Genomic DNA, 24,013 nt, shown 5'->3' on the forward strand with positions numbered 1-24,013 from the left:
GGCACGGACCCTGTCCGGTCCGTGCCTCCCTGTGCGCCGACGCGCGTTTCTCCGGGGTGGGAGCTCTAGGGGACGATGTGGCCCGCTGCGCGGAACAGCTCGTACCACTCCGGCCGGGTGAGCGGCAGGTCGGAGCCGAGGGCTGCATCGCGCACGCGCTGCTCGTTCGTCGTGCCGAGGACGACCTGCATCTTCGCCGGGTGGCGGGTGATCCAGGCGGTCGCGACGGCGAGGGGCGGGACGTCGTACTGGGCGGCCAGGCGGTCGAGGACCGCGTTCAGCTCGCCGTACTCGGGGTTGTCGAGGAAGACGCCGGTGAAGAAGCCGCTCTGGAACGGCGACCAGGCCTGCACCGTGATGTCGTTCAGGCGGCAGTAGTCGAGGATGCCCGCGTCGCGCATCACCGACTGGTCCTCGGCGATCATGTTCGAGGCCACGCCCTGCGCGATCATCGGCGAGTGCGTGATCGAGAGCTGCAGCTGGTTCGCGACGATCGGCTGGTTCAGCGACTTCTTGAGCAGCTCGATCTGGTACGGCGTCTGGTTGGAGACACCGAAGTGCTTGACCTTGCCGGCCGCGTGCAGCTCGTCGAAGGCGCGGGCGACCTCGTCGGGCTCGACCAGCGCGTCGGGGCGGTGCAGCAGGAGCACGTCGATGTAGTCGGTGCGCAGCGCCTTCAGCGAGCCCTCGACCGACTGCATCAGGTGCTCGTAGGAGAAGTCGAAGTACGGGCCGTCGCCGACGATGCCGGCCTTGGTCTGCAGGACCACCTGCTCGCGCTCGGACGGGGTGAGCGCCAGCGCCTCGGCGAAGCGCTCCTCGCAGCGGTGCAGCTCGCCGCCGTAGACGTCGGCGTGATCGAAGAAGTCGATGCCGGAGTCGCGGGCGGTGCGGACGAGGTCGCGGATGGCGTCGTCGGTCATGTCGGGGATGCGCATGAGGCCGAGGACGACGTTCGGGGAGTCGAGGCCGGAGGCGCCGAGGGGGACGTGCTTCAAGGGAGTGCTCCTTCGTTGGATACCTCGACCACGGTACGGGCGTCGCCTGTGCGCCGTCCAACAGGGGGTGCTGGTGCGATTCATGCGCCGGAGTGGTGAATCGGGCGCCTTGCCGAGGAGCCGCCGCGGTGGGAGGCTGCCGCCATGACGATCGAGGTGCGTCCCGCCACCGTCTTCGACGACCTGGCGACGATGAACGGCCCGAAGCGGCCCGACGCGAGCGTGTGCTGGTGCCTGAGCTACCGACTGCTCTCCTCCACCGAGAACAACGCCCTCCGCGGCCCGGCCCGCGGCGAGCGGATGCGCGAGCTCGTCGCGCAGGACCCGCCGCCCGGCGTCCTCGCCTACGACGGCGGCGAGGTGGCGGGCTGGGCCGCCGTGCACCGCCGGGCCGACACGAGCTACGCGAAGAACCGGAGGATCCCGCACGTCGACGACCTCGACGTCTGGTGCGTCTGGTGCCTCCGCGTCCGCCCGGGCTTCCGCAAGCGCGGGATCTCGCACGCCCTGCTCGCCGGCGCCGTCGACTTCGCCCGCGCGCACGGCGCCCCGGCGATCGAGGGCTACCCCGTCGACAACGCCGGAGCGCGGGTGGAGCAGACGATGGCGTACGTCGGCACCCGCGCCCTCTTCGAGAGGGCCGGCTTCTCGTACGCGGCCGACACCACCTCGGTGCTGAACGGCTTCCCGCGGGTGCTGATGCGGCTGCCGCTGAAGTGATCGCGCCGACAAGCAGCGGTGGCCGCGCTTCATGCTGATCGAGTAGCCCGCGCAGCGGGCGTATCGAGATCCACCAGCGTCAAACGACGGTCTGCAGACCCACCTTCTGAGGACGGCGGGTCTCGATACGCCCCTACGGGGCTACTCGACCAACATGTCTGCGGGCGTCTCTTCCAAGTAGATCCACCAGCGTCGGTCGACGGTCTGCAGACCCACCCTTCTGACGACGGTGGGTCTCGATACGCCCCTGCGGGGCTACTCGACCAGCATGCGGGACGCTCTTGTCGGGCTACTCGACCAGCATGAAGGGTCGCCGGCGGGCGCCTCGGGCCCGCTCCGTTTCGGCACAGACGAGGAACGGCTCCTCACCCGGAGGGGAGGAGCCGTTCGCCGTGGAGGCCGGGACGTGGTGTCGACGCCTAGAAGTCCCAGTCCTCGTCCTCGGTGTTCACGGCCTTGCCGATCACGTAGGAGGAGCCGGAGCCCGAGAAGAAGTCGTGGTTCTCGTCCGCGTTGGGCGAGAGGGCCGACAGGATCGCGGGGTTCACATCGGTGACCTGCTTGGGGAACATCGGCTCGTAGCCGAGGTTCATCAGGGCCTTGTTGGCGTTGTAGTGCAGGAACTTCTTGACGTCCTCGGTCAGGCCGAGCTGGTCGTAGAGGTCCTGGGTGTACTGCGCCTCGTTGTCGTAGAGCTCGTAGAGCAGCGAGAACGTGTAGTCCTTGATCTCGTCGCGCTTGGCCTGGTCGACCAGCTCGAGTCCCTTCTGGAACTTGTAGCCGATGTAGTAGCCGTGCACGGCCTCGTCGCGGATGATCAGGCGCACCAGGTCCGCGGTGTTGGTGAGCTTGGCGCGCGAGGACCAGTACATCGGCAGGTAGAAGCCCGAGTAGAAGAGGAACGACTCCAGCAGCGTGGAGGCGACCTTCCGCTTCAGCGGGTCGTCGCCGCGGTAGTAGTCCATGACGATGGACGCCTTCTTCTGCAGGTTCGGGTTCTCGACCGACCAGCGGAACGCCTCGTCGATGTCCTGGGTGTTCGACAGGGTCGAGAACACCGAGGAGTACGACTTCGCGTGCACCGACTCCATGAACGCGATGTTCGTGTAGACGGCCTCCTCATGCGGGGTGAGCGCATCGGGGATCAGCGAGACCGCGCCGACCGTGCCCTGGATGGTGTCGAGCAGGGTCAGGCCCGTGAACACCCGCATCGTGAGCTGCTGCTCGTCGTGGGTCAGCGTGTTCCACGACTGGATGTCGTTGGACAGCGGGACCTTCTCGGGCAGCCAGAAGTTGCTCGTGAGGCGGTTCCAGACCTCCACGTCCTTGTCGTCCTGGATGCGGTTCCAGTTGATGGCGTCGACGTGGCTGACCAGCTTGAGCTTCTCAGGGGGAGTCATGATCTCTTCTTCGTGCGGATAGGTCGTTCGAGACTGTCGGGGGGTCGGCGGGCGACGCTACAGCATGCAGCTGACGCAGCCGTCGACCTCCGTGCCCTCCAGCGCGAGCTGGCGGAGACGGATGTAGTAGATGGTCTTGATGCCCTTGCGCCAGGCGTAGATCTGCGCGCGGTTGATGTCGCGGGTGGTCGCGGTGTCCTTGAAGAACAGCGTCAGCGAGAGGCCCTGGTCGACGTGCTGCGTCGCCGCGGCGTAGGTGTCGATGATCTTCTCGTAGCCGATCTCGTACGCGTCCTGGTAGTACTCCAGGTTGTCGTTCGTCATGAACGGCGCCGGGTAGTAGACGCGGCCGAGCTTGCCCTCCTTGCGGATCTCGATCTTCGACGCGATCGGGTGGATCGAGGACGTCGAGTTGTTGATGTACGAGATCGAGCCGGTCGGCGGGACGGCCTGCAGGTTCTGGTTGTAGATGCCGTGCTCCATGACCGAGGCCTTGAGCGCACGCCAGTCGTCCTGGGTGGGGACGGCGATGCCGGCCTCGGAGAAGAGGCGGGAGACGCGCTCGGTGGAGGGCGCCCACTCCTTCTCGGTGTAGGTGTCGAAGAACTCACCCGAGGCGTACTTCGAGTCGGCGAAACCGTCGAAGGTGGTGCCGCGCTCGATCGAGATGCTGTTAGAGGCGCGCAGGGCGTGGAAGAGCACCGAGTAGAAGTAGATGTTGGTGAAGTCGATGCCCTCCTCGGATCCGTAGTGGATCCGCTCGCGGGCGAGGTAGCCGTGCAGGTTCATCTGGCCGAGGCCGATGGCGTGCGACTTGTCGTTGCCGTCCTCGATGGAGCGCACCGAGGTGATGTGCGACTGGTCGGACACCGAGGTGAGGCCGCGGATCGCGGTCTCGATGGTGCGGCCGAAGTCGGGCGAGTCCATCGTCAGCGCGATGTTCAGCGAGCCGAGGTTGCAGGAGATGTCCTTGCCGATGCTGTTGTAGGAGAGGTCCTCGTTGTAGGTCGTGGGGGTGTTGACCTGGAGGATCTCGGAGCACAGGTTGGACATGTTGATGCGGCCCTTGATCGGGTTCGCCTTGTTCACCGTGTCCTCGAACACGATGTAGGGGTAGCCCGACTCGAACTGGATCTCCGCGATGGTCTGGAAGAACTCGCGCGCCGAGATCTTGGTCTTCTTGATGCGCGGGTCGTCGACCATCTCGCGGTACTTCTCGGAGATCGAGATGTCGCCGAAGGGCAGGCCGTAGACGCGCTCGACGTCGTACGGGGAGAAGAGGTACATGTCCTCGTTGTTCTTCGCGAGCTCGAACGTGATGTCGGGCACGACGACGCCGAGGGAGAGCGTCTTGATGCGGATCTTCTCGTCGGCGTTCTCGCGCTTGGTGTCGAGGAAGCGCAGGATGTCCGGGTGGTGCGCCGAGAGGTACACCGCTCCCGCACCCTGGCGGGCGCCGAGCTGGTTCGCGTAGCTGAAGCTGTCCTCGAGGAGCTTCATCACGGGGATGATGCCCGAGGACTGGTTCTCGATCTGCTTGATCGGCGCGCCGGCCTCGCGGATGTTGGAGAGCGAGAGGGCGACGCCGCCGCCGCGCTTGGAGAGCTGCAGCGCGGAGTTGATGCCGCGGGCGATCGACTCCATGTTGTCCTCGATGCGGAGGAGGAAGCAGGAGACGAGCTCGCCGCGCTGGGCCTTGCCCGTGTTGAGGAAGGTGGGGGTCGCGGGCTGGAAGCGGCCGGCCACGATCTCCTCGACGAGGGCGATCGCGAGCTTCTCGTCGCCCTGGGCGAGGCCGAGGGCCGACATGACGACGCGGTCCTCGAAGCGCTCGAGGTAGCGCTTCCCGTCGAAGGTCTTCAGCGTGTACGACGTGTAGTACTTGAAGGCGCCGAGGAAGGTCGCGAAGCGGAACTTCTTCGAGTAGGCGAGGTCGTTCAGCTCCTGGATGAAGTCGAACGAGTACTGGTCGAGGACGGCCTTCTCGTAGTACTCCTTCTCGACCAGGTAGTCGAGGCGCTCCTTGAGGGAGTGGAAGAAGACGGTGTTCTGGTTGACGTGCTGCAGGAAGTACTCGCGCGCCGCCTCGCGGTCCTTGTCGAACTGGATCTCCCCGTTCGGGCCGTACAGGTTCAGCATCGCGTTGAGCGAGTGGTAGTCCATCTGCGCGGCGTCCCGGGGGGCGTCGATCACTGCTGCGTCCAAAACGAGTCCAATCCTTCGTCGACGGCGCGGACGTCGTCGGGTGTGCCGAATACTTCGAAACGGTAGAGGTGCGGCACCTCGCACTTGCGGGCGATGATGTCGCCGGCGAGGCAGTAGGCCTCGCCGAAGTTGGTGTTGCCGGCGCCGATGACGCCGCGGAGCAGGGCGCGGTTGCGCGGGACGTTCAGGAAGCGGATGACCTGCTTGGGGACCGCTCCCCCGCCGTTCCCCCCGCCGTAGGTGGGGAGCACGAGCACGTACGGCTCGTCGACGTGGAGCGTGTCGACCGCGGCGCCGTCCCGCCGGGAGTGCAGGGGGATCTGCTGCGCGGGCCGCCCGAGCTTCTGCATGAAGCGGTGGGTGTTGCCCGAGCTGCTCGAGAAGTACACGAGTCCGCTCATCGCACGCCTCCCCCCGTCTTTCCGTCGTCCGCCCTCTCGGGCCTTGCGGACCCGCTCCCGCGGATCCTCCGCCGGCCCGGGGCAGAACCTGCACACCCGGACCGGCGAAGCTGTGTGCTCTGCTCCTCCCGCTGCATCCCCATCAGCACCCGCTCTGGGGCGGCTGGATGGTGAGCTGCAAGGCGGAGGAGGAAGCCGTAGCTGCGCTACGGCGCCCGACGACAACGCCGCAGATCGCCGTCCAGACGCCTCAGAGAGCGGAGATCTTGTCGGGGCGGAAGCCGGACCAGTGATCGTCGTCCGTGATGACGACCGGCGCCTGGAGGTAGCCGAGGGCCTTGACGGCGTCGAGGGCCTTCTCGTCGACGGAGAGGTCGAAGATCTCGTAGTCGATGCCCTTGCTGTCGAGGGCCCGGTAGGTCGCGGTGCACTGCACGCAGGAGGGCTTGGTGTAGACCGTCACAGCCATGGGTGTCGTCCTTTCGGAAGGAGGTGTCCCGAGGGCCGGATCCGGTGCCGCGCCGGGGGTCCGGGCGGGCGGGGAGGCGGTCGTGGGGAGTTCTGATGTGGGGTGGTGCGGGGCGCTCGGCGACCGAGCGGCGGTGCCGGCGGGGCTCTCGGCCCGACCTGCTCAGCAATACTACATATAGTGGGCCGCCCGGCGGCAGCCCACTAGGAGTAGTAGTTACATCCGTGTAGTTATCCACCGGTCCTCCCCCGATCCATCCACAGGCCGGGGCCCGCGGACCCGCGGAAGGACGCGGATCTTCCGGAGTTATCCACCGCTGTGGACAGTCGCGACGGGTTCCCTGGGTACAACGTTCCCCGGCGTGTCGGCATGCCCGACATGCGGGTGCCCGGGCGCGATCGGACCACTACATGTGGGGGTCGTGCCGCTGCCGGGGCCATACGTCGACGGTACGTCCGACCACCGACATCCGCCCGGTCGCGGAGGGCCGCTGACCGGTCGGCGACGAGCCGTCCGACGGCTCGGCGAACGCGCTCGGGAGGCGCGGCTCAGGAGGCGCGCGCCAGCTCCGCCGCGACCGCGCGCAGGTGCGGCAGCGGGTCGGCGATGGCCGCCGCCGCCGAGCCGGCCGCCTCGGTGAGCGAGGCCGCCGCGGCGAACGCGGTGGTCGGCGCCTGGATCGCGCCGGCGACGAGCATCGCCCTGGCACCCGCCGCCACCGCCAGCCCGAGCAGGTAGGAGGGGACCTTGCCCGCCATCGACTGCGCGTCGAAGCGGCCCTCGCCGGTGAGCACGACGTCGGCGCCGGCGACGAGTGCCGGGAGTCCGAGCGCCTCGCCGACCGCGGCCGAGCCGGGAGCCAGGCGCGCGCCCCAGGCGAGCAGGCCGAAGCCGGTGCCGCCGGCCGCGCCGGTGCCCGCCTCCTCCGGGTCGGCGTCGAGGTGCGCCGCGAGGTGGCGGAGGCCGTCGTCGAGGCGGAGCACGTCGTCGAGGCCGGCGCCCTTCTGCGGTCCGAAGACGTGCGCGGCCCCGGAGTCGCCGAGCAGCGGGTTGGTGACGTCGCTGAGGATGCGCGCGCCGCCCGCGGGCACGGGGCGCAGCGCGTGCCGGTCGACGACCGCGAGCTCGTGCAGCGCGCCGCCGCCGTCGCCGAGGTCGTGCCCGGAGACGGTGAGGAAGCGCGCGCCGAGCTCGCGCAGGGCTCCGACGCCGCCGTCGGTCGAGGAGCTGCCGCCGATCGCGAGCAGGAGCGCCCGGGCTCCGGCGTCGAGCGCGGCGGCGATCGCCCGGCCGAAGCCGCGGGTGTGCGCGGTGAGCGGGCGCAGCGGGTCGAGCAGCGTGATGCCGCTCGCAGAGGCCAGCTCGACGACCGCGGTGCCGTCCGGCAGCAGCAGCCAGGACGTCTCGACGGGGCGGTCGTCGGGGCCGACCACGGTGAGACTGTGGCGCTGCGCCTCCGGCACCGCGACCGCGAAGGCGTCGACCGTGCCCTCGCCGCCGTCGGCCATCGGAGCGAGCACCACGTCGTCGCCCGGCCGCACGCTGCGCCAGCCCTCGGCGAGCGCCTCCGCCACCTCGACGGCGGTCGCCGACCCCTTGAAGGAGTCGGGCGCGATGATCACTCTCAGGGCTCCGCTGCTCATGCGCTCCAGTCTGGCAGCGCGCCGCCCGGACGCGGACAGGCCGCGAGCGGACGCCCGAAGGGGTGCAGGCATGCAGCAGGGCCCGTTCCGCGTCCACTCGCGCGCCGCCTGTGGACAACGCGAGCGGGCCTCTCCAGCCTTCGGGCAGGATGGCGCGATGCCGCGGCCCGCACCCCTTCCTCCCGCACTCGCGGGCCGGGCGTTCTCGGTGCGGGACGCGCTGGCAGCGGGGGTCGGCATCGAGCGGCTGCGCGCGAGCGATCTCGAGGCGCCGTTCCGGGGAGTCCGCGTTCCCCGGGGCGAGGCCGTGACCGTGGCTCAGCGCGCTCGCGCCTACGCGACCGTCATGGAGGGGGCGGTCTTCTGCGGCATCACCGCCGCCCGACTGTGGCCGCTCGATCTGCAGCGGGAACCGCCGGGCGAGCCGCTGCACGTCGCGGTGCGGCCGCCGGCCCACGCTCCGCGCGGACGCGGTCTCATCGGCCACTCCCTCGGGGACCCCCGGCTGCGCGCCGTCCGCCGCGGCGGACTCCTCCTCGCGGACGGAGCGAGTCTGTTCCTCCAGCTCGCCTCCGTGCTGTCGCTGGAGGACCTCGTCGCCGTCGGCGATGCGCTGGTGCTGGCCCCGGTCCGGCCTCGACCGGGGCGACCGTGGGTTCCGCTGCGCGAGCTGCGGAGGCGGATCGAGGGTCACGAGGGGCGGGGCGCCCGCGCGGCCCGACGTGCGCTGGAGCTCGTCCGCGAAGGTGCGGAGTCGCGTCGCGAGACCCTCCTGCGCCTCGCGCTCGCAGCCGCCGGTCTCCCCGAGCCCGAGCTGCAGGCGGAGCTCTTCGACGCCGACGGGAGGATCGGGCGGGTCGACCTGCTGTTCCGCCGGTGGCGGGTGGTCGTCGAGTACGAGGGCGACCACCATCGCACCGACCGAGCGCAGTGGGACCGCGACCTGATCCGCTACGAGCGCCTCGCCGCCGCCGGGTGGACCGTCGTGCGCATCGCCTCCGCCTCCTTCGACGCGGACCTCTCCGGCTGCGCTGACCGCGTCCGCCGAGCCCTGCTGGCCGGCGGCTGGCGCCCGTCCCGCTGACCGCACTCGTCCCGCCGCGTCCACTCGCAGACCGACTCGCCAGCAGCTTCACGAACAGACGCCGAACGGGCTCCGGCTCGCGCACACAGCCCGTTCTGCGTCCATTCGACGTCCACACGCCGCACGAACGGACGCGAACTGGGGGCCGACACTCGCGCATGCCCCGGCACGCGTCCACTCGCGGATCGACCCGTCGCCGCCTCCTCGAAGAGACTCGACATGGGGTCCGTCTCGTGCGCAGACCCCCGCACGCGTCCACTCGACGGCCACGGCCCGCACGAATGGACCCGATCGGGGCGCAGGTAGACGTGCAGACCCCATCGCGCATCCGATGGTTCCCACGGCGGGCGGCAGGCGGCCCGACTCCGGCAAACCGCCCGCGGGTCTCCGCGCGGTGAGCCGCAAGGCGGAGGAGGGCGCGATACCGGCGGTATCGCGCCCGACGACAACGCCGCGGATCGCCGTGCGGAGGCCCGCGGGCCTAAAGCGGAGTGGCGAGGCGGAAGCCGCGCTTGATCACGGTGGCGACGAGGCGGGGCTCCGGGAGGGCCTGGCGGAGGCGGCTGATCGCGACGTCGACGGCGTGGTCGTCGAGGGGCTCGGGGGCGGCGGCGGCGAGGACGGCGCGGGCGACGGTGGCGCCCTCGGCGGCGACCAGGGTGCGGAAGAGGGCGAGGGCGACGGGGGTGAGGGCGACGCGGGTGCCCGCGAGCACCGCGTGCCGACCGCGCAGCTCGAGGGGGCCGAAGTCGGTGTCGATGCGGGGGGCGGACTGCTCGAGGTGCTCGCAGGTGAGGCGGATGAGCGCGCCCATCCGGAAGCGGTCGGGGACGATCGGCAGAATCTGCGCCTCGACGAGCGGGGCGGCGGTGACCGGGCCGACGGCGGCCGCGACGACGGTCTCGCGGAAGGCGGCCTGGAGCTCGTCGAGCCGGCCGGCCGCCTCCGCGACGGTGAACAGCGCCTCGACGGCGGGCGCGCTGGTGAAGGTGACGGCGTCGAGGCCGCCGCAGCAGATCGCCTCGATCAGCCGGAGGACGCGGGCCGAGTCCTCGTGCGCGCTCCAGCGGTAGGGGGCGGCGGTGAGGACGGTCGCGCCGGCGTCGGTGAGGCGCTGCAGCTGCGCCGGGTCGGTGAAGCCGTGCAGCTGGACCGCGACGGTGCGGCCGGCGGCGCCCTCGCGCAGGGCGAGGTCGACGAGGGAGGTGGTGGTCTCGCGCTCGCTCATGCCGTGGTCGTCGAGGCCGGCGGCGCGGATCGCCCCGCGCGCCTTCGGGCCGCGGACGAGGATCCGGGCGTCGGAGAGCGCGTCGGTCAGGTCGTCGCCGAGGCCCGCGGCGTCGGCCGCCTCGAGCCAGCGGCGCATGCCGTAGGAGGTGGTCGCGAGCAGGACGTCGGGGCGCGCGGCGACGATCGCGCGGGTCTCCGCCTCGAGGACGCCCTCGGTGTCGACGCCGCGCATCCGGATGGTGGGCGCGTGGGTGACGTCGGCGCCGCGGCGCTCGAAGGCGGCGATCAGGTCCTCGGAGCGGCGGTCGGAGGTGACGCCGATGCGGAAGCCGACGAGCTGGTCGGCGCGGAAGCCGGGCGACGCGGCGTCGGGATCGGGTCCGTCGGCGCCGGTCGCCGGCGCGCCGGCCGCTCTCGCCTCGGTGCCGGTCATCAGCGGCCCCCTCGGGCGGTCACAGGGTGAGCGCATCGACCGCGCGGGCGATGCTCTCGGGATCCTGAGCATCATCGCACGCCGCCTGGCGCACGACCTCGCCGATCACGATGACCGCTGGCGAGCGCGGAGCCAGCTCGGCGAGCAGGCCGAGCACCCCGCCGACCGAGGAGATCGTGGTGCGCTGAGCGTGCGACCAGCCGCGCTCGACGATCGCGAGCGGCATGCCGGCCGGCATCCCGGCGCGCTGCAGCCCCGCGACGAGGTGCGGGAGCGTGTTCACGCCCATCAGCACGACCAGCGTCCCGCCGAGTCCGGCCAGGTGACCGAGCTCCTCCTCGCTGAAGGGCGCGTGGCCCGAGACCACGGTGAACGCGCGGCTGACCTCGCGGTGCGTGACCGGGATGCCGGCGGCGGCCGGGACCGAGATCGCGCTCGTGACACCGGGAACGATCGTGAACGGCACGCCGGCGACGCGGCAGGCGCGCACCTCCTCCGACCCGCGGCCGAAGACGAACGGGTCGCCGCCCTTCAGCCGGACGACGTCGAGCCCGTCGAGGGCGCGGGCGACCATCAGCCGCTCGATCTCGTGCTGCGGCACGGCGTGGTGCCCGGGCGTCTTGCCGACGTCGATCAGCTCGGCGCCGGGCGCCCAGTCGGCGAGGCCGTCGTGCGGGCCGAGGCGGTCGAAGAGCACGACGTCGGCCTCGCGGAGGGCCCGGTGGGCGGCGAGCGTCATCAGCTCGGGGTCGCCGGGTCCGCCGCCGACGATGCTCACGTGCCCGACGGGGCGGTGCGCGGCGGGCGCCTCGTCGACGACCCAGACACCGTGCCGGGTGGCCTCCGCGGCCGCGGCCGAGCGGAGCGACGCGGCGCCCTCGACCCAGGCGAGCAGGGCGGGACGGCCCGCGGGCAGGAGCGACGCGGAGGCGAGGCGCAGGCAGAGCGCGTCGTCCGCGTCCCAGCGCTCCACGAGCGCGCCGGCCGTGCGGTAGCGGGCGAGGACGCGGCGGGTGCCGACGACGCTGCCGACGACGAGGACGCGGCGGCCGGTGAGATCGACGGAGAGCTGCATCACGCCTCCGATCCGGGCACGGCGGAGGCGGCAGAAGCAGCGGAGCCAGAGGGAGCGAACGGCGCGAGCGTCGCGGGCGCCGGCACCGAGGACGACGGCCCCACGACCGAGACCGCGCCCGGCCCGATCGGGATCGACGTCCCGGCCACGAGCACCGGCCCGTCCGAGCGCTCGTCGCTCCCCGCCGGCCTGCTCTGCCCGCGCTCGCGGACCGTGCTCACCCGCGGATCCGCGGTGTCGGGCGCGTTGACGAACGAGCGGAAGCGGCGCAGCCGGTCCGGGTCCGCGAGCGTCGCCGCCCACTCGTCCACGTAGGTGTCGACGTGGGTCGCCATCGCCGCCTCCAGCTCGGCCGCGATCCCGAGCGAGTCCTCGCAGACCACCTCCTTGACGTGGTCGAGGCCGCCGGGCAGGTCCTCCTGCCAGCGCGCGGTCCGCTGCAGGCGCTCGGCCGTGCGGACGTAGTACATGACGTAGCGGTCGATGTAGCGGACGAGCGTCTCGTCGTCGAGGTCCTGCGCGAGCAGCTGGGCGTGGGCGGGCTGGTAGCCGCCGTTGCCGCCGACGTAGAGGTTCCAGCCGGTGTCGGTCGCGATCACGCCGATGTCCTTCCCGCGCGCCTCGGCGCACTCCCGGGCGCAGCCGCTGACCCCGAGCTTGAACTTGTGCGGCGAGCGCAGGCCGCGGTAGCGCTCCTCCAGGAAGATCGCCATGCCGACCGCGTCCTGCACGCCGTAGCGGCACCAGGTCGAGCCGACGCAGGACTTCACGGTGCGCAGCGACTTGCCGTAGGCCTGGCCCGACTCCATCCCGGCGTCGACGAGGATCCGCCAGATCTCGGGAAGCTGCTCGAGGCGGGCGCCGAACATGTCGATCCGCTGGCCGCCGGTGATCTTCGTGTAGAGGCCGTACTGCTCGGCGACCTCGGCGATCACCTTGAGCTTCGCCGGCGTGATCTCACCGCCCGGCACCCGCGGGACGACGGAGTAGGTGCCGTCCTTCTGCATGTTGGCGAGCGCGCGGTCGTTGGTGTCCTGGAGCGGCGCCTGGCCGGCGTCGAGGATGTAGCCGTTGGTCTGGGTCGCGAGCACGGAGGCGATCACCGGCTTGCAGACGTCGCAGCCCAGGCCCGAGCCGAAGCGCTCCATCACCTGCTCCGCCGAGGACAGGCCGAGGATCCGGACCGACTCGAACAGCTCGCTCCGGCTCAGCGAGACGTGCTCGCAGAGGGCGCGCGACACCTCGACGCCGGCGCGGGTGAGCTCGGTGTCGAGCAGCTTCTTCACCAGCGGCACGCAGGAGCCGCACTGGGTGCCGGCGCGGGTGCAGGCCTTCAGCGGACCGAGCTCGGTGCAGCCCTCGCCGATCGCGTGGCGCACGTCGCCGACGGAGACGTTGTTGCAGGAGCAGAGCTGCGCGTCGTCGGGCAGGTCGCCCGAGGGCGCCTCGGCGCCGGCCGCCGCGAGGTAGGCGCTGGGCTCCGCGGGCAGCTCGCGGCCGAGCAGCGGGCGGAGCGAGGAGTAGGGGCCCGCGTCGCCGACGAACATGCCGCCCAGCAGGGTGCGCGCGTCGTCCGAGACGACGATCTTCTGGTAGAGCCCGCGGGCGGGATCGGCGTAGACGACCTCGAGCGCCCCCTCCCCCGCGCCGAGCGCGTCGCCGAAGCTGGCGACCTCGACCCCGGAGAGCTTGAGCTTGGTCGCGTCGTCGACGCCGGGGAAGGTCGCGTCGCCGCCGAGCAGGCGGTCGGCGACGACCTCGGCCATCGCGTTGGCTGGGGCGACGAGGCCGACGGTGCGGCCGTCGATCGCGGCGACCTCGCCGATCGCCCAGACGTGCGGGCGGCTGGTGCGGCAGGCCTCGTCGACGACGACGCCGCCGCGGGGCGCGACCTCGATGCCGACCGCGCGGGCGAGCTCGTCGCGCGCCGTGATGCCGATCGAGAAGACGACCATGTCGGCGCCGATGCTGCTGCCGTCGGTCATCGTGACGCCGAGCACCGTGCCCTGCGGCGAGGTGAGGACAGCGGTGGGCCGGTTGCCCAGGTGCAGGGTGACGCCCTGCGCCGCGATGATGCGGCCGAGCGCCTGCCCCGCGCCCTCGTCGAGCTGGGCGCTCATCAGCCAGCGGCCGGAGTGGATCAGCGCGGTGCGCGCGCCGAGCCGGTGCGCGCCGCCCGCGGCCTCGAGGCCGAGCAGTCCGCCGCCGACGACGACCACGCTGGCCGGGCGGCCGCGGCGGGCGCGGAAGGCGGCGAGGTCGGCGACGAGGCCGTCGACGTCCTCGAGGGTGCGGTAGACGCGGCCGTGCTCGGCGCCCTCGATCGGCGGCACGGTGGCGGAGGAGCCGGTGGCCAGCACGATCTCGTCCCCCTCGAACCAGCGGCCGTCGGCGAGCTGCAGGCGGCAGTGCTCCGGGTCGAGCGCGACGACGCGGGAGGAGGTGACGAGCGTCGCCGACTCCCAGAGCGCGCCGTCGCCGAGGGTGAGGTCGGTCATCCCCTCGAGGCGCTTCGAGAGCGCGACGCGGTCGTAGGGGTGGTGCGCCTCCTCGCCGAAGACGGTGATCGCGAGGGCGGTGGCGCCGGCACGGGCGACGAGCGCGTCGACCAGGCGGTGGGCGGCGGGGCCGGCGCCGACGACGAGCACGCGTCGGGGGCCGGTGGGGGTCGCTCCTCGGGATGTCATGGGCTCCACCGTAGGCAGCCGCGGTTTCGCCCCCGTTGCCCCTGCGTAACGTCGTGTGACCGACCTCTCACGACAGCGGACCGGCATCGTGAGGGCTTCGTTACCCCCGTGACTCCGGAGGCGTGCTCCCGCGAAACGTGGGCTCTCTACCGTGGGGCTCACCGCCGCCGACCGGCCGCGGGCAGCACTCCTCTCGGAAGGCGGGACGATGACCCTCCTCGATCAGCACGTCGCGGCCCGCACCCCGCCGGCCGGCACCGCCCCGGCCGCGGCCTGGGTTCCCGTCTGCAACCGGCTCGAGCTGGAGCCGCTCTGGGGCGAGGCCGCGCTCGTCGGCGGCGTGCAGCTCGCGCTGTTCCTCCTCCCCGACGGCCGCGTCTTCGCCGTCTCCAACCTCGACCCGGCGACCGGCGCGGCCGTGCTCTCCCGCGGCATCGTCGGCTCCCGCGCCGTCGACGGCGTGCAGCGGGCGACGATCGCCTCGCCCCTGCACAAGGACGTCTTCGACCTCGAGACGGGCGTCTGCTACACCTCGCCGCGGCTGCACCTCGCCACCTGGAGCGTGCGGGAGACGGGCGGTGTGATCGAGGTCGCGCAGCGGACGGCGCTGGTCTGCGCCTCGCACGGCACCTCCGACGACGACGGCCGCACGGCGGTCGCCGCGCTCGTGCAGGCGGTCCGCGAGGCGAACCCCGCCGCGGACGTGCTCGACTCCTTCGTCGACGTGCAGCAGCCCGACGTCCCGGCCTCGCTCGGCACCCTCGAGACCGATCGCCCGGCCGTCGTCGTGCCGCTGCTGCTCTCGGCCGGCTACCACGTGCACGTCGACCTCGCCGAGGCCGCGGCGGAGGCGGACCGCCCCGTCCGCGTGACCGGCGCCCTGGGCCCGGATCCGCGGCTCGCCCGCGTGCTGGCCCGACGCCTGCGCGAAGCCGGCCTCGCCGACGGCGACCGCGTCGTGCTGGCCGCGGCCGGCTCGAGCGACGCCGGTGCGGTCGCCGACTGCTGGGCCACCGGCCGCCTCCTGGCCGCCGAGCTCGGCCGCGAGGTCGCCGTCTCCTTCATCTCGGCCGCCGAGCCGCGCGTCCCGGAGGCGGTGGCCGCCGAGCGCGCCGCCCACCCCGGCGCCCGCGTGCTCGTCTCCACCTACCTCCTCGCCCCCGGCTACTTCGCCTCGCTCGCCGCCTCGGCGGGAGCCGACCTCGCCACCGCCCCGCTGCTCACCGCCGTCGACCCGCCCGCGCGCGAGCTGGTCGACATCGTCTCCGAGCTCTTCGGCCGCAGCGCGTAAGCGCTCGGCCGCCCGACCCACTCCCGCCCCGCTCTCTCGCCCCGCACTCTCTTCGGCGCGCCCGCGCCCACTCCCCGGAGGATCCGATGACTGCTGCACCGCCCACCACCGCCCCCGCCACTACAGGCACCGCGACGACCACCCCGTCGGGCCTCACCCGCCGCCCCGGCCGCTGGATCGACGGCTGGAACCCCGAGGACCCCGCGCAATGGCAGGCGGAGGGGCGCCGGGTCGCCGGCCGCAACCTGCGCTGGTCGATCTTCGCCGAGTTCCTCGGCTTCGTCGTCTGGCAGCTCTGGTCGGTCGTGGTCGTCCAGCTGCCGGCGGCCGGCTTCGACTTCAGCACCGGCGAGATCTTCTGGCTGATCTCGATGCCGAGCCTCGTCGGCGCGACGCTGCGGATCCCGTACACCTTCATGGTCCCCCGCTTCGGCGGACGGAACTGGACGATCGTCTCGGCGGGCCTCCTGCTCATCCCGAGCATCGGACTCGCGATCGCGGTGGGGAATCCGGACACGCCCTTCGGCGTGATGCTCCTCGTCGCCGCACTGGCCGGCTTCGGCGGCGGCAACTTCGCCAGCTCGATGGCCAACATCACCTTCTTCTACCCGTACGCGCAGAAGGGCTACGCGCTCGGCCTGAACGCCGCGGGCGGCAACCTCGGCGCCTCGGTGGCTCAGCTGATCGTGCCGATCGCCGTCACGATCGGCGCCGCGGCCACGGTGAACCTGCCGCTCGCCGGCCTCATCTGGGTGCCGCTGATCGTGGTCGCGATGATCGGGGCCTGGAAGCGGATGGACAACCTCTCGACCGCGAAGGCCGACGTCGCCGCCTCGCTCGCCGCGCTGCGCGAGCCGCACCTCTGGCTGCTGGCGGTGCTCTACATCGGCACCTTCGGCTCGTTCATCGGCTTCGCCGGCGTCTTCCCCAAGCTGATCGTCGACACCTTCCCCGAGTTCTCCGGCTTCACCGTCGGCTCCGCGACGCTCACGCTCGCCTTCCTCGGTGCCCTGGTCGGCTCGCTCTCGCGGCCCTACGGCGGCCGGCTCGCCGACCGCTTCGGCGGGGCACCCGTGACCATCGCCGCGTTCGTCGCCATGGGCGCCGGCATCCTCTTCGTCATCGCGACACTGCCGCTCGGCAGCTTCTGGCTGTTCCTCCTCGGCTTCCTCGTGCTGTTCGCCTCGGCGGGCATCGGCAACGGCGCCACCTACCGGATGATCCCGACCGTCTTCGCCCTCCGCGCCCGCCAGAAGGGCGACGACGGGGTCGGCGCGCAGCGCACCTCCGCCGCGGCCCTCGGACTGATCTCGGCGATCGGCGCCTACGGCGGGTTCGTCATCCCGCAGCTGCTCGGCTACTCGAAGACGACCTTCGGCGACTACACGACGGCGCTCGGCTGGTTCGTCGCCGCCTACGCGGTGATGCTCGCGATCACGGCGGGCGTCTACCTCCGCCTGGCCGCGAAGACGGGGACCCGGATCTGACGATGACCGCCGCACCCGCTCCGACCGACTCGCACTGCCCGTACTGCGCCCTGCAGTGCGCGATGACGCTGACCCGGGTCGACGACCCGACGCCGGTGAGCATCGCGGGGCGGGAGTTCCCGACCAACCGGGGCGGGCTCTGCGCGAAGGGCTGGACGGCCGCGGAACTGCTCGCGAGCGGGCAGCGACTGCGCGCACCGCTGATGCGCGGGGCGGACGGCACCTTCACCGAGGTGACGTGGGCGGAGGCGCTCGACGCGGTCGCGGCGGCCGTCACGACCGCTCAGGAGCGGCACGGAGCGGACGCGGTCGCGGTCTTCGGCGGCGGCGGGCTGACCAACGAGAAGGCCTACCAGCTCGGCAAGTTCGCCCGGATCGCGCTCGGCACCTCGCGGATCGACTACAACGGCCGGTTCTGCATGTCCTCGGCCGCCGCCGCCGGCAACCGGGCCTTCGGGGTCGACCGCGGGCTACCGTTCCCGGTGACCGACCTCGACGAGGCCGACACGATCCTGCTGCTGGGCTCGAACGTCGCGGCGACCATGCCGCCGTTCCTGGCGCACCTGGCCGGGGCGCGCTCGCGCGGCGGGCTGATCGTCGTCGATCCGCGCCGCTCCGCCACCGCCCGGCTCACCGAGGACGGCGCCGGACTGCACCTGCAGCCCGCGCCGGGCACCGACCTCGCGCTGCTGCTCGGCCTCACCCACCTCGTGCTCGCCGAGGAGCTGGCCGACCGCGACTACCTCGCCGCGCGCACGACCGGGTTCGACGCGGTGCGCAGGAGTGTCGCGTCCTGGTGGCCGGAGCGCACCGCCTCCGTCACGGGCGTGCCGACCGAGCTGCTCCGTCGCACCGCCCGCCGCCTCGCCACCGGTCGCGCCTTCGTGCTGACCGGCCGCGGGGTCGAGCAGCACGTGGACGGCACCGACATCGCGACCGCGGCGATCAACCTCGCGCTCGTGCTCGGGCTGGTCGGGCGGCCGGGCTCCGGCTACGGCACCCTCACCGGCCAGGGCAACGGCCAGGGCGGCCGCGAGCACGGGCAGAAGGCCGACCAGCTGCCCGGCTACCGCTCGATCCGCGACCCGGAGGCGCGGCGCCACGTCGCCGGCGTCTGGGGCGTGGATCCCGCGACGATCCCCGGACCCGGGCTGCCGGCCGTCGCGCTGCTCGCCGAGCTAGGCCGCTCGGTGCGCTGCCTGCTCGTGCACGGCTCGAACGTGGTCGTCTCGGCGCCCGACGTCGACGCGGTGCGGGCCGGGCTCTCGGCGCTGGACACGCTCGTCGTCTGCGACTTCTTCCTCTCCGAGACCGCGGCGCTGGCCGACATCGTGCTGCCGGTGCCGCAGTGGGCGGAGGAGGAGGGGACGATGACCTCGCTCGAGGGCCGCGTCCTGCGCCGCCGCCGCGCGATCGACCCGCCCGCAGGGGTCCGCAGCGAGCTGTGGATCCTGAGCGAGCTCGCCCGCCGCCTCGCCGCGCCCTCGACCTGGTCGACCGAGCCGGCGGAGGTGTTCGACGAGCTGGCCCGCGCCTCGGCCGGCGGCGTCGCGGACTACTCCGGGCTCTCCCACGCGCTGCTCGACACCGGGGTCGCCGCGTACTGGCCGTATCCCGCCGGCAGCACCGGCACTCCGCGGCTCTTCGGCGAGCGCTTCGGCCACGCCGACGGCCGGGCCAGGATGGTCGCGGTCAGCACCGCTCCCCCGGCGCCGGTCGACGTCGGCGACGAGCTGACGCTGATCACCGGCCGCTACCTGCAGCAGTACCAGTCGGGCACGCAGACCCGGCGGGTCGCCGAGCTCGACGCGGCGCGGCCCGAGGCGCGGCTCGAGATCCACCCGGCCACCGCCTCCCGGCTCGGCGTGCGCGACGGCGGGCCGGTCTCGGTCGGCAACGCGCGCGGAGTGGTGCGAGCGCGCGCGAGCGTCACGGCCGACATCCGGCACGACACGGTGTTCCTGCCGTTCCACTACGCGGGCGAGCAGTGCGCCAACCTGCTGACCGAGGCGGTCGTCGATCCGATCTCCTCGATGCCGGAGTTCAAGCGGACGCGGGTCTGGATCCGCGCGGAAGGAGGGCTCGATGTCTGAGACCGTGTCGCCGCCGGAGAGCGGAGCCGCCGCCCCCGAGCGGATCGTCCTGCTCGGCTACGGGCCGGTGGGCGCGCGCTTCGTCGAGGAGCTGCTGCCGGCCGTCCGTGCCGGGTCGGTCGCGCTGACCGTGGTCGGCGCGGAATCCGCCGACGCCTACAACCGCGTGCTGCTGGCCGAGTACGCCGTCGGGCGGGCGACCCGCGAGCGGCTCGACCTCGGCGACCGCGCCACGGCCGAGGCGGCCGGAGTCGTCTTCCGCCTCGGTGCCGCCGCCGTCGGCCTCGACCGCGCGCGCGGGGTCGTCCGCCTGCACGACGACGAGCGCCTCCCCTACGACCGCCTGGTCTTCGCGACCGGCGCCCGGGCGAACGTGCCGACCCTCGCCGGGATGGAGCGCTCGCGGCGCGACCGGCGGGTGCGCTCGGCACTGCCCGCGACGCTCGACCAGGGTGCGAGCCCGCTGCCCGAGCGCGTGGTCGCGCTGCGCGACCTCGACGACGCGCACGTCGTACTCGACGCGGTGCGCGCCCGCTCCCGCATCGTGGTGCTCGGCGCCGGAGTGCTCGGGGTCGAGTTCGCGCTCGCCGCCGCCGAGCAGGGCGCCGACGTCGTGGTCGTCTACCACGGCGACATCCCGATGGGGCGGAACCTCGATCACGGCGGCGGGCGGATGCTCGCCGCGGCCGCCCGCACCTCCGGCGTCGACATGGTGTCGCACGCCCGCTCCGAGAGCATCCTGCTCGCCCACGACGACCTCGGCCGCGCGCACTTCCAGGCGCTGGTCTGCGCGGACGGCAAGCAGATCGAGGGCGACCTGCTCGTGCTGTCCTGCGGCGTCGGGGCGCGCACCGAGCTCGCGGCGAGCGCCGACCTCGCGGTCTCGACCGGGATCCTGGTCGACGAGCACCAGCGCAGCTGGACGGATCCGCGCGTCTTCGCGATCGGCGACTGCGCCCACGTCGCGACCCGCGGCTCGGCGCTGCCGGACGGGCGCGTGCCCGGCGGGCCGAGCGGCCTGATCGGCCCGGGCTGGCAGCAGGCCGACCGCCTCGCGGCCCGCATCACGGCGGAGGCGGCGGGCCGCCACGCCGACGAGCGCGTGCCGGCCGCGCGCCCCGCCGTGGTGATGCTGAAGGCCGAGGGCGTCGACCTGGTGGCGGGCGGCGATCCGACGGCCGAGCCCTGGGACGCCTGCGACGGCGCCCCGCACCCCGAGGTGACCGTCTGGGCGGATCCCGCCCGGGGCGGCTACGCCAAGCTCGTCACGGTCGGCGGAGTGCTGCGCGGCTTCGTCTCGGTCGGCCTGCCGCGGGTCGGCGCCGAGCTGACGCTGCTGTTCGAGCGCGGCTCCGAGCTGCCGGCCGACCGCTCGAGCCTGCTGCGGCTCGACGCTCCGGACGCGGGTGCGGCGCCGACCGGCGACCCGTTCGCTCCGGACGCGACGGTCTGCTGGTGCAACGGCGTCTCGGCCGGCACGATCGCGGAGGCGGCCGCCGCGGGCCACGACACGGTCGCCTGCATCGGCTCGGCCACCCGCGCCGGCACCGGCTGCGGCGGCTGCACGGGCCGGATCGCGGAGCTGCTGGCCCGCACGGCCGTCCCGGCCTGAGAGCGGGCGACGGCGCCGCCCCGCCGTGTGCGGATTCTGCTGCCTCCGACGTCGCGGACCAGCAGAGATCGTCCGACGGGCTCGACCCCGAGGCGCCCAGGCGGTCGCGTCCAGCGCTTCCGCGAGGCGCCGCGTCACTCGCCGCGCAACGCGGGAGGACGTCCGCGAGCGGACCCGAACCGGGCGCCGGAGGCTGTGCAGAACCCGTTGCCCGTCGTCTCGCCCGCTGCGCCCCGCACGAGCGGACCCGAACGGGGCATCGGCAGAGGTGCAGGCCCCCGTGCGCGTCCAGTGGCCACGAAGGCGACGACCCGGAGCGCCTCCTCGACGCGGGCCGGCGCCCCGACCTGTGACCCGTTCGCCACTTTCTGCTGCTTCGGCCCCCGCATTCCAGCAGAGAGTGCCGAACGGATCACCGATACCTGAGGCTCGCGGGCTCAGTCGGTCGCGTCCAGCGCCTCCGCGAGGCGCCGCGTCACCGCGCGCAGCTCGAGCTCGGCGCCGCGGACGCGCTCCTCGAGCTCCGCCGTCCGCGACTCGCCGGCGGTGAGCAGCGGCGGCGTGACGGCCAGCGACTCCTGGGCCTCTTGGCGGAACTCCGCGGCGGCGGCCCGGTCCTCGTCGAGCGCCGAGCGCAGCCCGGCCGTCTCCTCGCGCAGCGCCGCCGTCTCGGCGCGCACCGCCGCGAGCTCGTCCCGCAGCCCCGCGAGCTCGCCGCGGACGCCGGCGACCTCCTCGCGCACCTCCTCGGTCCGCAGCCGCGCCTGCTCGAAGTACGGCGCGACCAGCCGGTGCATCGCCTCGCGCAGTGCGACGCCGCCCCGGCCGAAGCGGGTCGGTGCGGAGGCGGGGTCGGCCTTGAAGTCGTGGTCGTCGGTCATTCGTCGTCCCGTCCGGAGAAGCGGCGGTGGAGCACGTCCATCGCGCGGTGGTCCTTGTCCATGATCTCGGCCTCGAGGGCCGTGTCGGCCGCGCGCTCGGCGAGGCCCGGCCGCGAGCGGCGCTCCAGCGACTGCTCGAGCAGCTCGATCGAGCGCTCGAAGGAGAGCGGTCCTCGGGCCGCCGCGCGCCCCCGGCGACCGAGAGCCTCCAGGTCGGCCGCGCCCGTCACCACGTCGCTCATCGCCGCGAGCAGCGCGGGCACCGAGCGTCGGATCTTGATGCAGTCGACGCCGTCGACGAGGAACTCGGCGACTCCGCTCGCGGCGGTCACGATCGGCACGCAGCCGGCCGCGGCCGCCTCCACCGGGGCGACGCCGAACGGCTCGCCCGCCCAGGTGGGGAAGAGGAAGGCGTCGGCGCGGCGGTGCGCGGCCAGCACCTCGTCGCGGGGGCGCGCGCCGTGGAAGGTCACGACGCCGTCGAGCCCGGCCGCCTCGGCCCGGGCGCGGTAGCCGTCCACGTCGCCGTCGCCGTAGAGGTCGACCCGGAAGTCGCGGGTCCGCTCCGCGAGCGCGGCCGACGCCTCGAGCACGAGGTCGACGCCCTTGTGCTCGCCGAGCGAGGCCGCGAAGGTGAAGCGCGTGACGCCGCCCTCGCGGTAGCTCCGCAGGCCGTCGTCGGCGGGCACGACGACACCGCGCCCGATCACCTCGACGTCGCCGAGCTGCAGCCCGCCCGCCTCGATCGACTCGACGAGCGAACGGCTGACGGCCACGATCTCGCCGCGGTCGAAGTGGTCCGGCTCGTCCGCTCCGTAGACCGACAGCACCTTGGCGGGCAGCCCGTCGACGAGCGCGTTCGGCGTCCGGTCGCCGAGGTTCCACATCCAGCCCGCCTCGACGCGGCGCAGCAGATCGACGAGCGCGAGCCCGCCGAGGCCCAGCAGATTGAAGGCGACGACGTGCGTCGGGGCGAAGTCGCGCAGCTCCTCGAGCAGGATCCGGGTGTTCTCGAACCGCGACACCGCGCTCTCGTGGTGCATCAGCTGGGCGATCTCGCCGCCGGTCTGCGGCAGCGGGAAGTAGGTGCGCAGGCTCAGTGTGCGGTGCACCTCGACGGCGGACGGCTCCGGCGGCAGGTAGGTCGGTGTGGTCAGCACCCGCACGTCGTGGCCTCGCGCGGCCATCGCCTCGGCGACGCGGGCGCAGGTCATCTCGTAGCCGCCGAGCACCTGCGGCGGGTAGAGGTTGCTGAGGAAGAGGAGTCTCACGCGGTCGCCCCCTGACGGTCGGCGTCCGCGGCGATGCGGGCGGTGACCTCGGGCGTGTAGCTCGCCCCGACCTGGCGGTCGTTGCCGCCGTCCCAGTAGTTGACGAGGTACAGGCCGGTCTGCTGCGTGCGCGGCACGAACGGGAAGAGCTCGGCGGCCGGCTCGATCTGCGCGACGCGGTAGCCCGCGTCGACCGCGCGCACGTGCAGCCAGATGTCGTCGGCGTCGGGAGCGACCTCGCGGAAGGCGTCGCCGTGCCCCGCGATCGCGACCATCAGCTCGCTCGGGAAGAGCTGCCCGGAGACCGACGTGCCGAAGACGTCGTAGCCCGCCCGGGTGTCCGCGACGGGCGGCCAGCTCGTGTACGGAGCGACGCCGCCGTCCGCGACGAGCACCCGGTGCGCGCGATAGCAGAGCACCGTCTCGCCCGGGTAGCGCGAGCGGGCGTCGAGCAGGCCCCGGAGCCAGGTGCGCGGGTAGACGATGTCATCGTCGGAGGTGACCAGGTCGCGCTCCCCCGCGCGCCCGGAGAGCAGGTGCGGGTAGTACTTGGTGTGCACGCGGTAGCCGTCGACCAGCCTGATCTCGAGGCCGCGGCGGCGCAGGCGCTCGAGGCTCGCGGGCAGCGCGGCGAACAGCGCCGGGTCGTCGAGCCAGAGCACGAGCCGGGCCGGGCGGACGGATCCGCGAGCGATCGACTCGATCGCGACGTGCACGCGCCGGATCCGCTCGCCGTGGGTGGTCATCGTGACGACGACCTCGCCGGCCGGGTCGACGACGGGGCGGCGGGAGACGCGGTTCGCGAGGTCGAGGCCGAGCAGCTCGCGGCGGAAGGCGAGCGAGCGCGGGTGGTCGATCGGACGGGCGGCGACGGCCGCGGCGCGGCGCTCGCGGAGGCTCTGCGGCGCGGATCGGGCGCGGCGCGCGAGGCGGAGCAGGCGGGTGCGCGGGCGGAGCCGGGCCCCCAGCGCGGCGAGGCGCGTGCGGGGCCGGAGACGTCGGCCGAGCGCGGCGAGGGCGGAGTGCATCGATC

The 24,013-nt window shown here is 73.1% G+C and carries 18 protein-coding genes; 6 read left to right on the plus strand and 12 right to left on the minus strand.

What is annotated here, in order from left to right; translation table 11 throughout:
• Positions 1-65: 65 nt before the first annotated feature.
• Positions 66-998, minus strand: coding sequence for an aldo/keto reductase family oxidoreductase (locus HQQ86_RS09715; protein ID WP_260300739.1), 933 nt, complete (start codon positions 996-998; stop codon positions 66-68).
• 144 nt (positions 999-1,142) lie between these two features.
• On the opposite strand from HQQ86_RS09715, the gene HQQ86_RS09720 reads away from it, so the two are divergent.
• Positions 1,143-1,718, plus strand: coding sequence for a GNAT family N-acetyltransferase (locus HQQ86_RS09720; RefSeq protein ID WP_173287919.1), 576 nt, complete (start codon positions 1,143-1,145; stop codon positions 1,716-1,718).
• Between the two features lie 419 nt (positions 1,719-2,137).
• Here the strand turns inward: HQQ86_RS09720 and nrdF are convergent, their stop codons facing one another.
• The 5 genes from nrdF to HQQ86_RS09745 all read right to left on the minus strand — a co-directional run bounded on the left by nrdF (position 2,138) and on the right by HQQ86_RS09745 (position 7,836).
• A complete protein-coding gene (nrdF, locus tag HQQ86_RS09725; protein WP_123447769.1) occupies positions 2,138-3,118 on the minus strand; it encodes a class 1b ribonucleoside-diphosphate reductase subunit beta in 981 nt (326 codons plus the stop codon).
• Between the two features lie 57 nt (positions 3,119-3,175).
• Positions 3,176-5,281: a class 1b ribonucleoside-diphosphate reductase subunit alpha gene (nrdE, locus tag HQQ86_RS09730; protein WP_173288752.1), complete on the minus strand. Its 2,106-nt coding sequence runs from the start codon at positions 5,279-5,281 to the stop codon at positions 3,176-3,178.
• Between the two features lie 26 nt (positions 5,282-5,307).
• Positions 5,308-5,724: a class Ib ribonucleoside-diphosphate reductase assembly flavoprotein NrdI gene (nrdI, locus tag HQQ86_RS09735; RefSeq protein ID WP_123447770.1), complete on the minus strand. Its 417-nt coding sequence runs from the start codon at positions 5,722-5,724 to the stop codon at positions 5,308-5,310.
• A gap of 250 nt (positions 5,725-5,974) precedes the next feature.
• Positions 5,975-6,193: a glutaredoxin-like protein NrdH gene (nrdH, locus tag HQQ86_RS09740; protein WP_123447771.1), complete on the minus strand. Its 219-nt coding sequence runs from the start codon at positions 6,191-6,193 to the stop codon at positions 5,975-5,977.
• Between the two features lie 548 nt (positions 6,194-6,741).
• Entirely contained in the window at positions 6,742-7,836 is a 1,095-nt protein-coding gene (locus HQQ86_RS09745; protein ID WP_173287920.1) for a glycerate kinase, read from the minus strand.
• A 157-nt stretch (positions 7,837-7,993) separates the two neighbouring features.
• Here HQQ86_RS09745 and HQQ86_RS09750 point away from each other — a divergent pair, with 157 nt between their 5' ends.
• Positions 7,994-8,920: an endonuclease domain-containing protein gene (locus HQQ86_RS09750; protein WP_173287921.1), complete on the plus strand. Its 927-nt coding sequence runs from the start codon at positions 7,994-7,996 to the stop codon at positions 8,918-8,920.
• A 481-nt stretch (positions 8,921-9,401) separates the two neighbouring features.
• On the opposite strand, the gene HQQ86_RS09755 is transcribed toward HQQ86_RS09750, so the two are convergent.
• From HQQ86_RS09755 to nirB, 3 genes are read right to left on the minus strand one after another with little or no spacing between them, the layout of a single operon-like run.
• Positions 9,402-10,583: a uroporphyrinogen-III synthase gene (locus tag HQQ86_RS09755; RefSeq protein ID WP_173287922.1), complete on the minus strand. Its 1,182-nt coding sequence runs from the start codon at positions 10,581-10,583 to the stop codon at positions 9,402-9,404.
• Between the two features lie 19 nt (positions 10,584-10,602).
• The gene (gene cobA, locus HQQ86_RS09760; RefSeq protein WP_173287923.1) at positions 10,603-11,658 is read right to left on the minus strand and encodes a uroporphyrinogen-III C-methyltransferase; all 1,056 of its coding nucleotides are present in this window, start codon (positions 11,656-11,658) and stop codon (positions 10,603-10,605) included.
• Complete coding sequence (nirB, locus tag HQQ86_RS09765) at positions 11,658-14,345, minus strand: nitrite reductase large subunit NirB (RefSeq protein ID WP_173287924.1); 2,688 nt, start codon at positions 14,343-14,345, stop codon at positions 11,658-11,660. The genes cobA and nirB overlap by 1 nt, the downstream gene beginning before the upstream one ends.
• 208 nt (positions 14,346-14,553) lie before the next feature.
• Between nirB and nirD the strand changes: the two genes are divergently transcribed.
• The 4 genes from nirD to HQQ86_RS09785 all read left to right on the plus strand — a co-directional run bounded on the left by nirD (position 14,554) and on the right by HQQ86_RS09785 (position 20,828).
• On the plus strand, positions 14,554-15,636 hold the full coding sequence (gene nirD / locus HQQ86_RS09770; RefSeq protein ID WP_173287925.1) for a nitrite reductase small subunit NirD: 1,083 nt from the start codon (positions 14,554-14,556) through the stop codon (positions 15,634-15,636).
• A gap of 86 nt (positions 15,637-15,722) precedes the next feature.
• A complete protein-coding gene (locus HQQ86_RS09775) occupies positions 15,723-17,123 on the plus strand; it encodes an MFS transporter (protein WP_173287926.1) in 1,401 nt (466 codons plus the stop codon).
• A 2-nt stretch (positions 17,124-17,125) separates the two neighbouring features.
• Positions 17,126-19,216 (plus strand): molybdopterin oxidoreductase family protein, encoded by a 2,091-nt coding sequence (locus HQQ86_RS09780; RefSeq protein WP_173287927.1) that lies wholly within the window; start codon positions 17,126-17,128, stop codon positions 19,214-19,216.
• Positions 19,209-20,828 (plus strand): NAD(P)/FAD-dependent oxidoreductase, encoded by a 1,620-nt coding sequence (locus tag HQQ86_RS09785; protein ID WP_173287928.1) that lies wholly within the window; start codon positions 19,209-19,211, stop codon positions 20,826-20,828. Before HQQ86_RS09780 ends, HQQ86_RS09785 begins: the two co-directional genes overlap by 8 nt.
• A gap of 437 nt (positions 20,829-21,265) precedes the next feature.
• Here HQQ86_RS09785 and HQQ86_RS09790 read toward each other — a convergent pair whose 3' ends face one another.
• The 3 genes from HQQ86_RS09790 to HQQ86_RS09800 are packed head-to-tail and all read right to left on the minus strand — an operon-like array spanning position 21,266 to position 24,008.
• Entirely contained in the window at positions 21,266-21,709 is a 444-nt protein-coding gene (locus HQQ86_RS09790) for a hypothetical protein (RefSeq protein ID WP_173287929.1), read from the minus strand.
• Positions 21,706-22,980 (minus strand): glycosyltransferase family 4 protein, encoded by a 1,275-nt coding sequence (locus HQQ86_RS09795; protein WP_173287930.1) that lies wholly within the window; start codon positions 22,978-22,980, stop codon positions 21,706-21,708. The genes HQQ86_RS09790 and HQQ86_RS09795 overlap by 4 nt, the downstream gene beginning before the upstream one ends.
• Positions 22,977-24,008, minus strand: a complete 1,032-nt coding sequence (locus HQQ86_RS09800) for a glycosyltransferase (protein ID WP_173287931.1) — start codon at positions 24,006-24,008, stop codon at positions 22,977-22,979. Before HQQ86_RS09800 ends, HQQ86_RS09795 begins: the two co-directional genes overlap by 4 nt.
• Positions 24,009-24,013 lie beyond the last annotated feature (5 nt).

It is taken from the genome of Rathayibacter sp. VKM Ac-2857 (assembly GCF_013205025.1).
Taxonomy (GTDB): domain Bacteria; phylum Actinomycetota; class Actinomycetes; order Actinomycetales; family Microbacteriaceae; genus Rathayibacter.